Annotated in this window: 18 protein-coding genes; 7 read left to right on the top strand and 11 right to left on the bottom strand. The window is 49.6% G+C overall.

The genetic code is table 11. The features are described 5' to 3' along the window. Positions 1 to 10: 10 nt before the first annotated feature. The 7 genes from cca to tca_RS02685 all read right to left on the bottom strand — a co-directional run bounded on the left by cca (position 11) and on the right by tca_RS02685 (position 6,711). On the bottom strand, positions 11 to 1,375 hold the full coding sequence (gene cca / locus tca_RS02715) for a CCA tRNA nucleotidyltransferase (RefSeq protein WP_269899612.1): 1,365 nt from the start codon (positions 1,373 to 1,375) through the stop codon (positions 11 to 13). A 140-nt stretch (positions 1,376 to 1,515) separates the two neighbouring features. Next, positions 1,516 to 2,070: an RNA 2',3'-cyclic phosphodiesterase gene (gene thpR, locus tca_RS02710; RefSeq protein WP_010876222.1), complete on the bottom strand. Its 555-nt coding sequence runs from the start codon at positions 2,068 to 2,070 to the stop codon at positions 1,516 to 1,518. Beyond that, positions 2,067 to 3,017 carry a hypothetical protein gene (locus tca_RS02705; RefSeq protein ID WP_048175377.1) on the bottom strand — a complete coding sequence of 317 codons (951 nt, stop codon included), beginning with the start codon at positions 3,015 to 3,017 and terminating at the stop codon, positions 2,067 to 2,069. Before tca_RS02705 ends, thpR begins: the two co-directional genes overlap by 4 nt. A 43-nt stretch (positions 3,018 to 3,060) precedes the next feature. Then, a complete protein-coding gene (locus tag tca_RS02700; protein ID WP_048060849.1) occupies positions 3,061 to 4,185 on the bottom strand; it encodes a 3-dehydroquinate synthase II in 1,125 nt (374 codons plus the stop codon). Between the two features lies 1 nt (position 4,186). Further along, complete coding sequence (locus tca_RS02695; protein WP_010876218.1) at positions 4,187 to 4,987, bottom strand: 2-amino-3,7-dideoxy-D-threo-hept-6-ulosonate synthase; 801 nt, start codon at positions 4,985 to 4,987, stop codon at positions 4,187 to 4,189. Beyond that, entirely contained in the window at positions 4,968 to 5,528 is a 561-nt protein-coding gene (locus tca_RS02690) for a trans-aconitate 2-methyltransferase (RefSeq protein WP_010876217.1), read from the bottom strand. The genes tca_RS02695 and tca_RS02690 overlap by 20 nt, the downstream gene beginning before the upstream one ends. Positions 5,529 to 5,853: 325 nt before the next feature. Further along, positions 5,854 to 6,711 carry a pantoate kinase gene (locus tca_RS02685; protein ID WP_048061230.1) on the bottom strand — a complete coding sequence of 286 codons (858 nt, stop codon included), beginning with the start codon at positions 6,709 to 6,711 and terminating at the stop codon, positions 5,854 to 5,856. 128 nt (positions 6,712 to 6,839) lie between these two features. Between tca_RS02685 and tca_RS02680 the strand changes: the two genes are divergently transcribed. Further along, positions 6,840 to 7,505 carry a histidinol phosphate phosphatase domain-containing protein gene (locus tca_RS02680; RefSeq protein ID WP_048060848.1) on the top strand — a complete coding sequence of 222 codons (666 nt, stop codon included), beginning with the start codon at positions 6,840 to 6,842 and terminating at the stop codon, positions 7,503 to 7,505. Between the two features lie 245 nt (positions 7,506 to 7,750). Here the strand turns inward: tca_RS02680 and tca_RS02675 are convergent, their stop codons facing one another. Continuing rightward, positions 7,751 to 7,879: a hypothetical protein gene (locus tag tca_RS02675; RefSeq protein ID WP_269889786.1), complete on the bottom strand. Its 129-nt coding sequence runs from the start codon at positions 7,877 to 7,879 to the stop codon at positions 7,751 to 7,753. 126 nt (positions 7,880 to 8,005) lie between these two features. Between tca_RS02675 and tca_RS02670 the strand changes: the two genes are divergently transcribed. From tca_RS02670 to tca_RS02655, 4 genes are read left to right on the top strand one after another with little or no spacing between them, the layout of a single operon-like run. Next, a complete protein-coding gene (locus tca_RS02670; protein ID WP_010876213.1) occupies positions 8,006 to 8,644 on the top strand; it encodes a flavin reductase family protein in 639 nt (212 codons plus the stop codon). Further along, positions 8,641 to 8,892, top strand: coding sequence for a dTDP-4-dehydrorhamnose 3,5-epimerase family protein (locus tca_RS02665; RefSeq protein ID WP_010876212.1), 252 nt, complete (start codon positions 8,641 to 8,643; stop codon positions 8,890 to 8,892). The genes tca_RS02670 and tca_RS02665 overlap by 4 nt, the downstream gene beginning before the upstream one ends. Next, positions 8,864 to 9,187 carry a dTDP-4-dehydrorhamnose 3,5-epimerase family protein gene (locus tag tca_RS02660; RefSeq protein ID WP_197538713.1) on the top strand — a complete coding sequence of 108 codons (324 nt, stop codon included), beginning with the start codon at positions 8,864 to 8,866 and terminating at the stop codon, positions 9,185 to 9,187. Before tca_RS02665 ends, tca_RS02660 begins: the two co-directional genes overlap by 29 nt. Positions 9,188 to 9,208: 21 nt before the next feature. Beyond that, positions 9,209 to 9,985 carry an AAA family ATPase gene (locus tca_RS02655; protein ID WP_048060846.1) on the top strand — a complete coding sequence of 259 codons (777 nt, stop codon included), beginning with the start codon at positions 9,209 to 9,211 and terminating at the stop codon, positions 9,983 to 9,985. A gap of 141 nt (positions 9,986 to 10,126) precedes the next feature. Here the strand turns inward: tca_RS02655 and tca_RS02650 are convergent, their stop codons facing one another. Continuing rightward, on the bottom strand, positions 10,127 to 11,059 hold the full coding sequence (locus tca_RS02650) for an Ig-like domain-containing protein (RefSeq protein WP_010876209.1): 933 nt from the start codon (positions 11,057 to 11,059) through the stop codon (positions 10,127 to 10,129). A gap of 258 nt (positions 11,060 to 11,317) precedes the next feature. Between tca_RS02650 and tca_RS02645 the strand changes: the two genes are divergently transcribed. Beyond that, entirely contained in the window at positions 11,318 to 12,271 is a 954-nt protein-coding gene (locus tca_RS02645; protein ID WP_286709112.1) for a zinc metalloprotease HtpX, read from the top strand. A gap of 225 nt (positions 12,272 to 12,496) precedes the next feature. Here the strand turns inward: tca_RS02645 and tca_RS02640 are convergent, their stop codons facing one another. Continuing rightward, entirely contained in the window at positions 12,497 to 13,111 is a 615-nt protein-coding gene (locus tag tca_RS02640) for a S24/S26 family peptidase (protein WP_048060845.1), read from the bottom strand. A 2-nt stretch (positions 13,112 to 13,113) separates the two neighbouring features. Continuing rightward, on the bottom strand, positions 13,114 to 13,779 hold the full coding sequence (gene aroD / locus tca_RS02635; protein ID WP_286709111.1) for a type I 3-dehydroquinate dehydratase: 666 nt from the start codon (positions 13,777 to 13,779) through the stop codon (positions 13,114 to 13,116). A 233-nt stretch (positions 13,780 to 14,012) separates the two neighbouring features. On the opposite strand from aroD, the gene tca_RS02630 reads away from it, so the two are divergent. Then, a complete protein-coding gene (locus tag tca_RS02630) occupies positions 14,013 to 14,744 on the top strand; it encodes a hypothetical protein (RefSeq protein WP_048060844.1) in 732 nt (243 codons plus the stop codon). Positions 14,745 to 14,783 lie beyond the last annotated feature (39 nt).

Genomic DNA, 14,783 nt, shown 5'->3' with positions numbered 1-14,783 from the left:
GGTTAAGGGATCATCTTTCAAGGGCCTTCCAGGGGTTCAGGAATGCATCCATGAACTCAAGAAATTCCTTTTCAGCTTCTCCAATTACATCATCAAGGAGATCAACACTGAAGCCCCTCCTGATCTCCGCCCCTACGTGTTTACCCATCCTCAGCCTATCCGGCTTTGAAAGCAGGTCCCTCAGATATGAAACTGCTGATCTGTGCCTCCTGGGGGATTCGATGGTGAGCCTGGATCCCTCAACCCAGACCCTCTCATGCTTCCTGAGGAATCTCTCCCTGTGGCGCCGGGACCATACAGGGGGACCATACCTCTTCCGGTAGGAGGGGAGCTCCCATACATCCATCTCAAGGACCATAAATGCCGATCTGCTCTCATCACTCCAGTAGTCAGCTCCCAGGACAGAGAAACCCTCCGCCTCAAGGTTCTTAACCACAGAATCAAGGGTCTTCCTCAGCTGGGGGTAGAGGGCATCTGAGGGTACATCCGGGACTCCCGTTGAGATGACGATGACCCTTGAACCCCTGCATCTGAGGGTCCCGGTTATTTCAGCGGCATCTGTGGAGTATCTGGGGGGTTGAAAGTACTCTGGGCCCGGGTTTCCCAGGAAGTTCAGGGATGCGGTTACAAATTCAGCCATCCTCTGGAGTGTCAGGGCCGCTGCAACGTTTCTGTTTCTATCAACAGGGTCAACCACCACCAGGGGATCCTCGAATCCCTTGCCTGTCCCGTGGCCCTCAAGGTCTATTATGTATCCGGGCCTCCACTGAAGGGCGCCCTCGAGGACTCCCTCAAAGTCGCCGTAGCAGAGCACCAGCAGCTCGGCAAGGTAGCCTGCGAAGCCACCAACACGGAACTCTGAACCATAGGTCCCTGTTGACTTCATGAACTGCTTAAGGAGGAGCACGTCATCCTTCTGCTCATCCCTGAGGTTCTCCTGTATGTACCTTGTGTGGAGTATGGTCCGATCAACGGCCGACCTTAGCATGGATGCATCATCTATCCGGTAGCAGGGGACAAAGTCCACCTCATAGCCGTCAATGTAACCGGTTACATAGGGGTGGGATGCGTATCTCTCCTCGGCTTCACCACTGAACCTCTCTATGCATCCATAGCCGAGTCTGAGACCATTCTCCTTGAGCTCATCCTCTGAGGTCGTGAGGGGAAAGTGTATGAATATGTCAATGTCTGCAGCACCTGAAAGCCAGGTCCCCTTGGCAACTGAACCCACGAGGACGGCCTCGGCGTCTATTCCCTGTTCCTCTGCGAGTACATTCAGGCACTCAACGAGACTATCTGATAGTTCCATGACCCTCCGGTATTCATCACCGTTGGGTTTTATGGTTTTGAGTATGTTGCTGTAGTCTATGGTCATAAATCATCACCATGAAGAATTGAAGTAAACTGCAGATAAACTAATCCAGGATAGGAACCGGAGTGAGAGTGCACCAGCTATCCATATAGGGGGCCATGAATCAAAAAATTTTCTGCCACTCATGGGGTCGGATCAGAACCTCAAAGTCTGAAGACCTCCATATCAGTGTAGATTGGCCCTGCAGGTGTGAGTTCACTCCTCTTGAGGGACACCTCACTGACCCTCATTGATCCGACCTCAACGTTCTGAAGTTCCCCTATGAGCTCAGCGAGTTTATCCCTGTTCCTCGGTCCCTTAACCCTCCCTACTGTGAGGTGGGGTACGTAGTCCCTCTCAGGACGGAACCCCATCTTCACGAATTCCATGTCAAGGCTCCTCTGAAGATCTGAGAAGGTTTCAGGGTTTTCAACTCCTAGCCAGACCACACGTATGTATCTGGGGTTCGGGAAGACACCAGCCCCCCTTATGCTGATTTCAAAGGGCTCATAGCCTCGGAGGGTGTCCCTCACCACATTCTCTATCCTCCTGAGCTTACCCTCACCAACATCACCGAAGAACTTGAGGGTGAAGTGCAGGTTCTCTGGTTCAACGAATTTGACCTGGGCATCCGCAGATTTGAGGGTATCCTGTATCCTGGATACATGGTCCCGCAGTCCCTCATCGAGGTCAACTGCAAGGAATGCTCTGACCTTCATTGCTTAACCTCCCCACTATGTTCAAGGCTTCTGAGCCTTTCAAGGCTCTCCCTGGGTGTTTCGATGGTGTTGAGGATGTACAGATCCACCCTGCTGAAGAGTTCCATGAAGAAGTCCCTCCTGAGTCCTGTTTTCCTTTCATCCCGTATGAGCTGGTGGGGGTTGCAGAAGTCGTTTCCGGCCATGTACTCCAGGCCCTCCCTGGCATTCAGCCTCCTGAGTGGAGGGTTTGCAGGGTTTCTCTCAAGGAGCACGACCCTTTTGAGGGTGGTGGAGTCCCTTATCCTGTCCCTGAAGAGCATGCCCACATCTGCGACGCCCCTCCCCATGCTGTCAAGTTTAACAGATCTTATGATATCCGAGTACTCACCCCAGACATCCCCGATGTCATCCCTTATGTAGGAGTTCTTTTCTGAGGCGTATACCAGGACGCCGTTCTCAAAGAGGCGGGTGAAGAACCAGTCATCTGATATGTAGCTGTAGTCCCTATCAAGGAGGAGGCCGTAGGTGAGGGTCGTCTTCCCTGTCCCGGGTGGGCCGATGATGGCCAGACCATCCCCCTTCCTGTCAAGGGCTGAACCGTGGACAGAGTAGCGGCGATGCTCTGAGTGATACTCCTCGAAGAAGTCTGAGACCGCTGCAAGGGCTATGCTCTTAACCCAGCCATAGTAGTCGCAGTTCCTGATTATCACGGTTTTTGATACCGGCTCGTAGAGCACCTCAAGGTCCCCGCCATCTGAGATTGCGAATACCTTTGCATGGGGCCTCACATCGTCGCTCATGAATTTGAAGTTAGCCTCCCATTCCTCCTTGAATGAGATGTTATCGGTCAGTAGCTTGACACAGGCACCGTGCAGGTTGGCCTTCCTCTCAAATAACCTCAGATCTGAGAGTTCAGCGAGTACTTCATCCTTCTCGGAGGGCCCTATCAACTTCACATGGTACATTTTATCCCTTTCTGTAGCGGGGCATGGCTTCCTTCACACACCATCATTTCTCGATTATGGTCTCCTTTATGGCCATCCCGAAGTGCCTGGCGGATTCGTCGAAGTAGACCAGGACCCTGTCACCCTCACCCAGTTCACTTACAGATACCGGTTCACCCTTATCATTCACGAGCCTTATTGTCTCGGCATTCTGGAGGAGTGTCCTGACCTTCATGCCTTCATACTCTGCCTCAACGAGCATCAGGGGCCTCTTTTCGATCTTCACCCTCCCCACAATCGCGGAGCGTGATCTGCCATCCCTGTCCACTATGATGACCTCGTCGCCGGTTTCAAGTTCCGAGAGGTACCTGGTCCTGCCACCGGGCACCATGACGTAGGCCTGTACAGGACCCGCATTGACACGGAAGGGCCTTGATGCCACATACTCACTTTCAAGGGATTCACTGTGCACCAGGAACAGTCCCTGTGAGTAGCTACCCACAAGCATGCCCTCGCCTATCCCCATTATGGAGCATGTGTCCACGCAGACCCTGTCACCTGATCCGATGGGCTCGATGCGGGTTATGGTGGCGGGTTTAAGTTCGTAGGTCTCGCTTTCAATATTCTCAAGGAGGGCTGCAATGTCCTTTATCTGGGATATGTCTGCCGGTTCTATGAGGACACCGTCGGTTCCGTGTTCAAGGGTTTCAAGGGCAACCCGGGCCTCGTCCACGTCAGCCACCGCGGCGATGAGTTTAACATCCTCTTCCTGCAGGTCTGCGATTATGTTCTCCAGGGGGATGATCTTCCAGTCCTCACCCACCAGTATGAGGTAGTCAACGACGCGCCCGAGCCTCCTGGCAAGCTCCTCATGGGCCTTGCTCCTTATCTCCACGTAGGCTGCAACCTGTCTTCCACTTTCACTGAGTTCTGATGCCATTTCAATGTCCCTTGAGTACTCAAGGGTCTCCGGGAGTTCAAGGGTCCCGTCACCCTCACCATCCCTACCTACAAGTACTATATCCGCGTCCTCATCAGGGGAGATGAGGGTCAGGTTACCGAGCTTCTTTATCCTCCCGGAATCGGCGGTGTCCACTATGTGGTCTATCCCTGATTCCAGGGCCGCCGTTATGAAGGTCTTCTTCTCATCCCAGTAGGTGTCGGGGGCCAGGAGCCATGCGAACTTCATCTCACTCGCCACCCTTCAGTATCCTGACGGCCTCCTCGACACTCAGGCCATCATGGACTATGCCTGCTATGGCCCCTGTCATGTTTGCAGGTGAATCGGCCTGGAATATGTTCCTTCCAATGGCGACCCCTGCGCCCCCTGCCTCCACAGAGTCACTGACCATCTGGAGTAGCTCCTCCTCTGTCTCTATCTTTGGTCCGCCAGCTATCACCACAGGGACCGGGCACCCCTTCACAACGTCCCTGAAGGTGTCAGGGTCACCGGTGTAGTTGGTCTTTATTATGTCTGCACCGAGCTCTGCGCCTGCACGGGCTGCCAGCTTCACGACCTCCGGGTCGTGCTCATCATCTATCTTCTTACCCCTGGGGTACATCATGGCAATGAGGGGCATGCCCCAGTCATCACAGATCTCTGCAACGGTTCCGAGTTTTATCAGCATCTCGGGTTCCCTTTCGGATCCCACATTCACATGGACGGATACCGCGTCGGCACCCAGCTTGAGGGCCTTCTCAACTGAGGTCACAAGGACCTTGTGGTTTGGGTCGGGGCCGAGGCCTGTGCTGGCCGAGAGGTGTATTATGAGTCCTATGTCCCTCCCGTATCCCCTGTGTCCACTCCTGACCATTCCCTTGTGCATGAGAACGGCGTTTGCACCGCCACTTGCAACCTCATCTATGGTGCCTGCCATGTCGATTATCCCGCGAACGGGTCCAATGGAGACTCCGTGATCGAGGGGTACTATGACAGTCCTGTCCGTCTTCCTGTTGATTATCCTCTCAATCCTAATCCTTTTGCCTATCATGGGCACCCTCCTTGTATATCTTGCTGGACCAGAGCTTAAATTCCCTGAGTCGTGGGGGGATTCCAGCGTCCCCACTTGACTCAAGCCATCCATACCTGGAGGTGAATGACTCTTCGGTGATGGATGAGCATACAAAGTCCAGGAGCCCCCGGTTCCTTATGATGGAGACCCCTGGTTTGAGTGTGGATGACCAGATGAAGTAGACCTTGAAGGTTGTATCCGGGTGGTAGCCACCTCCAAGGTCCACGCTGAGAACATCACAGCTGTCTATCATGGTGCAGACCTTCTCGAGGGTTTCATGGAGCCGCACATCCCCTGAGATAAATTCAACGTTGTCACGTTCCCTGCTGAGGGACTCCATTACCTCGACAGCCTCGGGGCTGTTGTCGACGGCCACAACCCTCCCCTCAGGTACAAGGTCCGAGATTATGCGCGTTGAGTTACCCACGTGGCAGCCAAGCTCCACGACGGTGTGGGATGGTTCAAGGACCTCCCTGAGGACCTCACGGTAGATGTTGATATCATACACTATCCTTATCATCTGATCACGAAGCTGCTTCTGCTAACATCAATTAATATATCCTTTTAATTTAAAGTATTTTCCCCACAAATCCACATATCTGTTCATTATGAACCTCAGATGTAAGGAAAGGGTCATATAAGGCATAATCCAGCGGTGCTGGAGTTTTCAGAGTCTACGGTCGAGTGGCTGTCGGATCAGGGTCAGGGCCTGGCAGGGTATGTTTTCATATGGACTGAGTTTTGGAGTTCTGAGTACTTCCGGGGCCTGTGGCAGGGTATGTTTTTCATATGGACTGAGTTTTGGAGTTCTGAGTACTTCCGGGGCCTGTGGCGGGGTATGTTTTTCATATGAACCTTGCACCCAGCTGGTCGATACCGTAGGTACTGGTGCCAGCGCCACCGGCGTCAGGGTCCTCTGATAGGGCGAATACTGTGTTCCCCAGCATGGCCATGGAGGCACCCAGCGTACCCTCTGAGAGTTCCTCCAGGGGTTCCCTGAGCTCCCGGGGGATGAGGCCTGCCCCCTCTGCAAACTCCCGGGAGAGCTCCATGAACCGGGCCGGGGCTGGTCTCTTAAGCAGGCGACCTATCATACCACCCCCCATCCTGTTGATGGCCCTCACATGGGCATCATCATGTATCACCGATGCGGTGTCAAGTTCCCCCAGCGTCCGGGTTATAACGTGGAGGCCGTCCTGGATGATCCTGTCAACCCTCCCGTACCCTGGCGGCCCCTCCCGGGTCCTGATGACCATTCCACCTGTTACCTCAGCTATGAGGTCCCCGAGACCGGTTCCGAGTTCAACCTCTGCACGGTGTGCCACCTCACCTGCCATGTTGAAGGTGATGGGGAGTTCCAGTTCAGATGCAATTGCAAGGACGCTCCCGAGGGCGCAGGCGGCTGATGTCCCGAAGCCACACCCTATGGGCACCTCCACCTCGTGGTGGATACTCACCCCCTCACTGAACCCTGTGAGCTCCCTCAGGATTTCAACGGCCCTAATGCTAACTCCATCATCATCTCTCCTTCCGTTCACCCTCACCTTCGTGGTGTCATCTGAACCCCTGAGCTTCACCCCGGTTTTAACACCCCTGTCCAGGACGACACCGGCCCCCCTGGACCCTGACCTCAGGGGGTCCCTCTGCATTACAACCTCGAAGAATCCTGTTATGTGTGCTGGTACAAAGACCCTGGGCTTCATTTTAAATACTTCCCTGAACATACCTTAATCTTTGATGTGTATCAACAGCAATATAATGATTTTCAGGGAGGAGAGAATTGTTGCGACCCTCCCGGTACAGATTGTAATGATTTCATGGAGGGCCTGAAATTAGAAAGAGGATAGATCTTCACACCCACAGCCTCCTGAGTGACGGTGAGCTCCTGCCATCCGAACTTGCAAGGAGGGCCTGTGTACTTGGACATGAGGCAATAGCCATCACTGACCACATAGACGCCTCGAACATAAACACCATAACAAACCTCATCGACGCCGTGGAGGACATAGGTGATAACTGGGACATCACGGTTATCCCGGGGGCTGAGATCACACATGCGCCCGTTGAGATAATTGAGAAACTTGCAGTGAGGGCAAGGAGGCTCGGGGCCGAGGTGATTGTTGTACACGGCGAAACCCTGGTGGAGCCGGTGATCCCGGGCACCAACCATGCAGCGGTAAGCTGCCCGGAGGTTGATATACTGGCCCATCCGGGCCTGATAACGATTGAGGACGTTGAACTGGCCCGTGAGAATGATGTGACCCTTGAGATAAGTGCCAGGAAGGGGCACTGCCTTGGTAATGGTCACGTGGCAGCCATTGCAGGGGAGGTTGGTGTCCCCATCGTGATTGACACGGATACCCATGCACCGGGGGATCTGATCGACTATGAGATGGCACGGAGGATAGGCCTCGGGGCAGGTCTAACCGAGTCCGGAGTGGAGGAGGCGCTTGTGAAGAACCCCAGGAGGCTCCTTAAAAGGAACGGTATCCTCTGAAACTTGAAATGGACTCGGCGGATTTAAGGCGGCTTCAGCTGCTGTGGAATTCTATCCTTCTTTTTTCTTCGGTTCTGCTGCTGATTCAGATAGAATATCTTATATAATCCGCAGCTCTCATAATAATCCCCTGAAAGTGTTCAGATCTTTAATGTCTTCCTTATATAATTTTGCCACCTATATTCGTATTTTGATCCAGGATACTGTTAGAATCCCCATTTCATTTTTTAACTCAATTTAATTAGCTAATCCAGCACTAAATCCATAAGATTCTCGTATAGGTTATCTGAACTTCCAGCGAATTCTTTTGAGTGATTGTTGTTTTTGATTTTCTTTGGAGGATGTGATAATACATACTCCACGAGTTCCCTCAACTTTAAACCACCACTACAGGAAGTAGTAATAAGCATTAAAGAATATACGGCAAAATAATAATACTTTTTGATTTAGAACTAATATTTATATATACGAGAGGAAAAAAATTATGGATTGGTGATAATATGATACTTGAAAATTTTAAGAGAGAATCTCTGATACCGCTGCCAGTGACATTTATCTCAACGACAAGTAAAGATGGAATTAGGAACATAGCACCTTATTCATGTGTTATGCCAGTTTTACGCCCCTTTGATCTGATCTGTGTGGCTTCAGCAAAGATGAGAGACACAGTTGTTAATATCAAAGACACTGGGGAATTTGTTATTAATATGCCAGGGGTTGAAATGGTTGATAAAGTGATACCAACAGCTTCGCATGTTCCTTTTGATGTTAATGAATTTGAACTGGCGGATTTAAAGGAAAGACCCTCAAAAAAGGTTAAAGCACCGGGAATTGAAGGGTGTTATGCATGGATGGAATGTAAACTGCATAACATTTATGAAGATGAGTATGAAGGCTTTCCTTATTTATTGATCCTCGGTAAAGTTGTGCATCTTGAAGTGAACGATGATATCTACAATCCAGAAGATGGTTCATGGGACATAGAGAAGGCTAACCCTTTAATGATGGTAGAATCGGATCGTGGAATGCATTTCTGCACTGTTAGCGATATCAATAAATTTGAACCCTACGGTGCAATGTTCCCGGATGGCAAGGATCCTTTAGCATGGATGTATGAAAAAAGGGAGACCCGCGAATGAAACCAAAAAGTTTAAAAAATTTTGATGAACTGGAAAAGCCACGAGTTCAAAATATTCCAGGTTTTTATGGAGAAAAACTCATTGACGGAGTGGTTATAAATGATCTGAAAATGTTCAGTGATGAAAGGGGATTCCTGATGGAACTCCTTCGTTTGGATGACAAGAAACTGAAAGGAGAGAATATCAGGCAAATTAATTGCTTCATATTCCTATCCAAAGATGATCAAGGGCTGGAATCTTCACTCTAAACAGGAAGATCGTCTGATCTGTGTCGTGGGAATGGTAAAGCTTGCCCTATATGATTACAGGGAAGATTCACCTACATATCAGGTCCTTAATGAGATATTTATGGGTGAAAAATGTCCCTGTGTAGTCTATATCCCTCCTGGAATTTTTCACGGTACGAAAAATATAGGTAATAAAATATCGGTGGTAATCGGAATGCCTTCTCTTCTTTACGATCCTGAAAATGTTGATGAAAGGAGGGTCAATCCTCTTGATAATGATATAATCCCTTATAACTGGAACTGTAGGATGGAATAATTCAAGATGGAAGGTTTCGGCATGCCCAAGTTAATTATTAGTGGTCGAGGCGGAAGTGGAAAGAGCACGCTGGTAACTTTAATAGCTCACACACTTAAAGAACAGAAAAAAAGGGTCCTGGTTGTTGATTCGGATGAATCTAATATTGGATTAAGTGGGATCTTAGGAATTGAGCCAGCAGAGAAAACTCTCATGGATTATCTTGGCGGTAAACCTCGTGTAATGAAAAAGTTGAGGTCAATGATCAGAGATGGGGAAACTGAACCCGAACTTTTCAGGGAAAAATTTGATCTAGAGAGTCTATCACAGGAATTTGTGTGCTGGGTTGGATCTTTAGGTTTAATGCAGATAGGAAAAATTGATCATGCAATGGAGGGATGTGCCTGTCCTATGGGAGCTGTAACGAGAGATTTCCTGAATCATGTAAGATTAGAAGAAGATCAATGGGTTTTAGTAGATACTGAAGCAGGAGTAGAACACTTCGGGCGTGGAATAGTGGAGGGGGCAGATGCTGTAGTGATGGTGGTAGATCCTTCCAGTGATGCAGTTCTACTAGCAGAAAAGGCTGCAAAACTTACCCATGAAGCAGATAAACGTTTTGGAGTAATCCTCAACAAAATTGATGAGGAAACGGAGCCAATTTTGACAGAACTATTAACTTCAGAGGGTAACGAAATTAAAGGTGTTCTACCTTATTCACCAGCTATAACCAAAATGAATCTAAAAGGGGAATCACTGGGAGCATATGCTGTTAAAAATGAAGTGGATGAAATCATCAGGGAATTAATGAAATGTTAGTGTAGAAAACAGCACAGAAGCGCTTTTATCCTGCAGTTTTATAATCCAGAAAAAGAAAAGATCTCCCAACGATTCTCTAGGCTTACATATCCATCATTAGAACAATTCTAAAAAATAAATGAAGAATGGTTTTTTTCTACCCTATCTTCTCCCGGTCCTGAACCTAAGCGTCCATTTATTCTCTGGGGCGTCAACCAGTGCACCGGCCGGTATGGTGAGGGTGTACCAGCTGTTCCGGGATAGCCTGTAGACTGGTTTCACATAGAGGGTGTTACCGGAAACCCATGTCCTGACCCTCACAGATTTACCATACCTGTTTTTGAGGGTTACCCTGCTCCAGTACCTTCCAGGTTTTATTGTCTTTGAGAAGGTGACCCTTATTATCGGCCTCCTTGAGGTTACAGCTCCCGCAGCCGGGCTACTTGAAGTGATGTTTATACCCCTTGAAATGTAGGTTCTGAGGCTTTCAAGGCATGATATGAACATACCTGCGTCGCTGAGCTTTCTTGACTGGCTGTCATATTTATAGGTCTCATATATTATGGTGCTGTATCCCTGTGAGGCTATCGGCACTGTCACGTACTGAGGACTCGTTGCCTTTGGGGGTGTATATACTCTCAGGAAGCCCATCCTGGATACTATCTGTTCCGTGTAATTTATGGTTGCAAGGTTCTCTGAGATCACATAGAGGAAGCGGGGGTATGCGTATCCACTCTGACGGTAAAGGTTTTCATGGCAGTCAATGACCAGCATGGGCTTCTCATTCTTTACATCAGGTACAATGAAGTTCCTTGCAAGTAGCTGGCCGTTCATACGGCCCTTCGAGTAGTCGTAGGCATTGGATGTCACATGGACGCTGTAGAGGACGTATCTTTTTGTGAGGTTTGAGGTCTGGAGGGTCTTCCTCACGGCTTCATGTATACCTGACTCACGGGGATGAACCCCTATTATGAGTCCTATGGTCTCATTGGAGCTCTGGTTACCGTAGTAGTCCTTCTCAACATAGCCGTAACTTGTATTGCCTATCTGGACGGCCTGACTGGATCCGATAAGGGCAAAGATGGTCACTAACATTAGAACTTTCCATAGATTCCTGATATTATCATCCCCTTAATATGAAATATACTTTAATATTTAATAAACTTTGGGTCTCAGGGAATGGTCTCTTTGGTCGGGGTGCTATGCTACATGCGGATCCCGGCTACCGTGCTTACAGTCAGGAACCTCCATATTCAGGGCCCTCCATACCTTACAATAATAACAAAAGATTTATATCATCACATAATAAAATAACACTTTGTAACTAATGGCTCGATGGAGGAAAAAGCCAAAATGAGAAGACTCAGCACATGGAAACTGAAGCTCAGAATGTTCCTGGCGACAGTACTTTTATTCGGATTGATCTATGCGATACTCATGGTCGTAGGATCCATCCTGGGACTTGGAGGACCACTCTTCTATGCCCTCCTGGGTTTCGGAGTGATATTCCTGCAGTACCTCATCTCCCCGAAGATAGTGGAACTCACAATGAACGTCCACTACGTGAGCGAAGCAGAAGCACCCCGACTGCATGCAATGGTCGATGAACTTGCACGAAGGGCCGGCATACCCAAACCAAGGGTCGGAATAGCGGAGATCGCATTGCCCAACGCATTCGCCTTCGGAAGAACAAAGGCTGATGGAAGGGTGTGCGTGACCCGGGGGATACTCAACCTTCTTGATGAGGAGGAACTGAGGGCAGTCCTCGGACATGAGATATCCCATATAAAGCACAGCGACATGATAGTCATGACCCTGGTGAGCGCCGTCCCCCTCATATGCTACTACATATTCTGGAGCACGGTCTTCAGCAGGGATGATGAGGCAAATCTGGTGGGTATTGCAGCCCTCCTCGCATACTTCATAGGCCAGCTCATAGTACTCTTCATATCAAGGACAAGGGAGTACTACGCTGACCAGGGTAGTGTGGAGATTGGTGGTCAGCCACACAAACTTGCAAGCGCACTCTACAAGCTTGTATACGGCTCAGCCCAGTTCAACAGGGACGACCTGAAACAGGTCGAGGGTGTCAAGGCCTTCTTCCTGAATGATGTGTCAGCGGCATACGGTGAGATAGAGGACCTCCGCCAGCTTGACATGAACATGGATGGGACCATAGACCTCGCTGAACTCCAGAGGATAAAATACGGTGGAGTTAAGGTCGGAATGGGTGCAAGGATCCTTGAACTGTTATCAACACACCCAAACATGCTTAAGAGGGTTGAGAGGCTGTCCAAATTCACCTGATTCTTTTTTACCTTTTTCTGAGGGAATTGTCTGAGTTCATCATTTTTTTGAATTTGAGTTCTTTGAAACGGTTTTTCAGTACCTGGATCTAGATTAGCTGCAGATCCATAGAGTGAGTCACCATGGTGTTGAGACAGAGAAGGTATGTCCTCAAAGAAGGAAAATGGTGTCATCAAAAAAATAATGTTGCTGGAAATCTCTGATTCTGGAGGTCCAGAAAGGGTTTCAGTACTCCTTCACAACACCCACAATGGCTGACCTTGGAACCCATGTGTTCAGGGGTGTTCTCACAATAACAGAGGTCGGAGTGTAGATGCGTTCAACCTTCTTGTTATCACTCATCAGGTAGACCCTTTCAGGTTCGATCTTGCCGACCCTCTTCACAATGAGGCCGTATTCAGGGTGCCTTGCTATTACTATGTCCCCCACGGTGTACCTGTCTGTCTTGAGGACTATGAGATCCTGGCCGTCCTTCAGTGTTGGATACATTGAGTCACCGCTCACAACGGCCGGCATTGGGAGCTGGTCAACACCGAACTGTGACTCTATCCTGACGTTAACCTCCCTGTAACCGTACCTCTCTGCTATGTCGGTCACGTCCTTTTTTATTGATTCAACGGTGCTGTCAGGGTCATTGATGACATCCGCCATGTAGTCCCCTATCTCCTGCTCCATCCCTGCGGGGACCTTCTGGAAGAAGATGGTGTCGGCCTCAACGGTGATGTTAACACCATCGGTCTTTATGGTTATGTCAACAGAATCCACATGATCAAGGTAGTAAAATGCACCTGAAACGGCGATGATGGCAAGCACTGCAATGGCAATCAGAACCTTCTTCATGGTCAATCCTCCGGCATGAGTTCTCCAATCATTTTCCGGGTTACATCAACATCCATCTGTCCCGGGGCTGTCCCCCTCCCCATTGATGCGAAGGTGATGGGTGAGCCAAAGAGGGCGGCTGCAACCCTCGTGTATTTACCGAGTTCCCCCATGGATATTGCCACAGTGTCCTCCTCAAATGTGAGGAGCTGGAGTACCACCAGGGTGTCTGCCAGGTTCTCTGGCATCACAGCTACCTTGGCGATGTCACCCATCTCCTTAGCCATCCTGACGATCCTCAGGAGGGCCTCCAGTGAGGGCGTCTCCCTGAAGTTATGGTAGGATACGATGCTTCTCCTGGCACTACCTGTGACCAGCTCTATGTCCTCACGGGCACTGCTGAGTTCAATATCCACGAAGTCAGCGACCTCAGCGGCAGCCATCAGCAGCTTTATTCTTTCATCCTCGCTGCCACTGAAATGACCACCCTCGACAGGTGATCGGTTGGTTGCAATCACAGGGAACCCTATATCCTCTATGAGTTCCCTGATATTAACTTCTCCAGGATTCTGGAGACCATCAATCCTTATTTCAAGGATATCCGCACCTGCATCAATGGCCCTCCCGGCTGACTCAGTAACCTCCGGGGCTGTCTTCTCAAATACAGGGACACAGATCTTTGTGTTCATGTGAAATATTTCTCCCACACTTTTTTTGGAGTCTTCAGAGAACTAAAGATTTTAGTGTGATTCTTTATGTCCCTTTTGATATAAAATAATTTTTTGAGGGGAGCGCTGATACCGTCTGAGGCCAGCCCTCCGATATATAATTTTACATGCCCCCTCCAGTTCCCCATTCCCATGAGATGAGGCCCCTCTAAACTATTTATTCAGGCAGCTCAAATTAGGTATAGGTGATCGTTTTGAAGATAACTTCCATAGGTGCAGATATATCAGATAACGATACGAGCTGCAGCAGGGAACTTATAGCATCCCTTGAGGCCTCCATACCGGGACTTCTTGATGCGGGTGCAGAGAGCGCAGCACTGACAAACATAACAGGCGACGACGTTGTTATAAGTGCCTTCGTGGAGGATGACATGCTTGAGACCGTGAACAGGGCCATAGTTGAGATACTCAGGGATTCATCAGAGAGCCTGGGAGACCTTGAGGGGATATCAGATGAACCAGACGGCGCAGGGGAGGGCATATCATATGCAGAGGCAGCTGTACGACAGGACAGGTACCCAGATGCAGTTATACTGGCATTTGACACCTATGGTGGTGAAGACTTCGTGGCTGACGTTGCAAATTCTGCCATAGCCGCAGCCAGGGGCATGGATGGGGTTACCGATGTGAGCCAGGAGATAAGGCCGGGTGTCCGTGAAATCCCCGGGGTGGGCTATGTATCTGATAAGACCGACGACCCGGTGGTTGCTGCGACCATAGAGGACATTGAGAGTGTTGGCGTTGCAGCAGGGGCGATGCTCGGCGCTGCACTCGGCCATAAGAACGTCCACCTTGTAAGGAGGGGCTCACCATCATATGTAATACCCGGCAGCGTCATAGTTTCAGCCACAGCCTTCCTTAACGGTAACCTCATAGACCTCGCAGTACCCTTTGAGGAGAGGACGAGGATACTGAGGGTTTTATGATTTTTTCAGTGACCTCCACCGATGTGGAGTCACATTATC

The organism is Methanothermobacter sp. EMTCatA1, from assembly GCF_002356395.1.
GTDB classification, from domain to species: domain Archaea; phylum Methanobacteriota; class Methanobacteria; order Methanobacteriales; family Methanothermobacteraceae; genus Methanothermobacter; species Methanothermobacter thermautotrophicus.
Note: the sequence above shows the minus strand (reverse complement) of the source record. Positions and strands in the feature narration are given on the sequence as shown.

What these genes read in the sequence shown, in the direction of transcription:
- aroD (WP_286709111.1), bottom strand. Translation starts at nt 13,779, where the DNA reads ATGAACACAAAGATCTGTGTCCCTGTATTTGAGAAGACAGCCCCGGAG.
- tca_RS02700 (WP_048060849.1), bottom strand. Translation starts at nt 4,185, where the DNA reads ATGAAGTTCGCATGGCTCCTGGCCCCCGACACCTACTGGGATGAGAAG.
- tca_RS02650 (WP_010876209.1), bottom strand. Translation starts at nt 11,059, where the DNA reads ATGTTAGTGACCATCTTTGCCCTTATCGGATCCAGTCAGGCCGTCCAG.
- tca_RS02665 (WP_010876212.1), top strand. Translation starts at nt 8,641, where the DNA reads ATGAAACCAAAAAGTTTAAAAAATTTTGATGAACTGGAAAAGCCACGA.
- tca_RS02690 (WP_010876217.1), bottom strand. Translation starts at nt 5,528, where the DNA reads ATGATAAGGATAGTGTATGATATCAACATCTACCGTGAGGTCCTCAGG.
- tca_RS02670 (WP_010876213.1), top strand. Translation starts at nt 8,006, where the DNA reads ATGATACTTGAAAATTTTAAGAGAGAATCTCTGATACCGCTGCCAGTG.
- tca_RS02640 (WP_048060845.1), bottom strand. Translation starts at nt 13,111, where the DNA reads ATGAAGAAGGTTCTGATTGCCATTGCAGTGCTTGCCATCATCGCCGTT.
- tca_RS02685 (WP_048061230.1), bottom strand. Translation starts at nt 6,711, where the DNA reads ATGAAGCCCAGGGTCTTTGTACCAGCACACATAACAGGATTCTTCGAG.
- tca_RS02660 (WP_197538713.1), top strand. Translation starts at nt 8,864, where the DNA reads ATGATCAAGGGCTGGAATCTTCACTCTAAACAGGAAGATCGTCTGATC.
- tca_RS02695 (WP_010876218.1), bottom strand. Translation starts at nt 4,987, where the DNA reads ATGATAGGCAAAAGGATTAGGATTGAGAGGATAATCAACAGGAAGACG.
- tca_RS02645 (WP_286709112.1), top strand. Translation starts at nt 11,318, where the DNA reads ATGAGAAGACTCAGCACATGGAAACTGAAGCTCAGAATGTTCCTGGCG.
- cca (WP_269899612.1), bottom strand. Translation starts at nt 1,375, where the DNA reads ATGACCATAGACTACAGCAACATACTCAAAACCATAAAACCCAACGGT.
- thpR (WP_010876222.1), bottom strand. Translation starts at nt 2,070, where the DNA reads ATGAAGGTCAGAGCATTCCTTGCAGTTGACCTCGATGAGGGACTGCGG.
- tca_RS02655 (WP_048060846.1), top strand. Translation starts at nt 9,209, where the DNA reads ATGCCCAAGTTAATTATTAGTGGTCGAGGCGGAAGTGGAAAGAGCACG.
- tca_RS02705 (WP_048175377.1), bottom strand. Translation starts at nt 3,017, where the DNA reads ATGTACCATGTGAAGTTGATAGGGCCCTCCGAGAAGGATGAAGTACTC.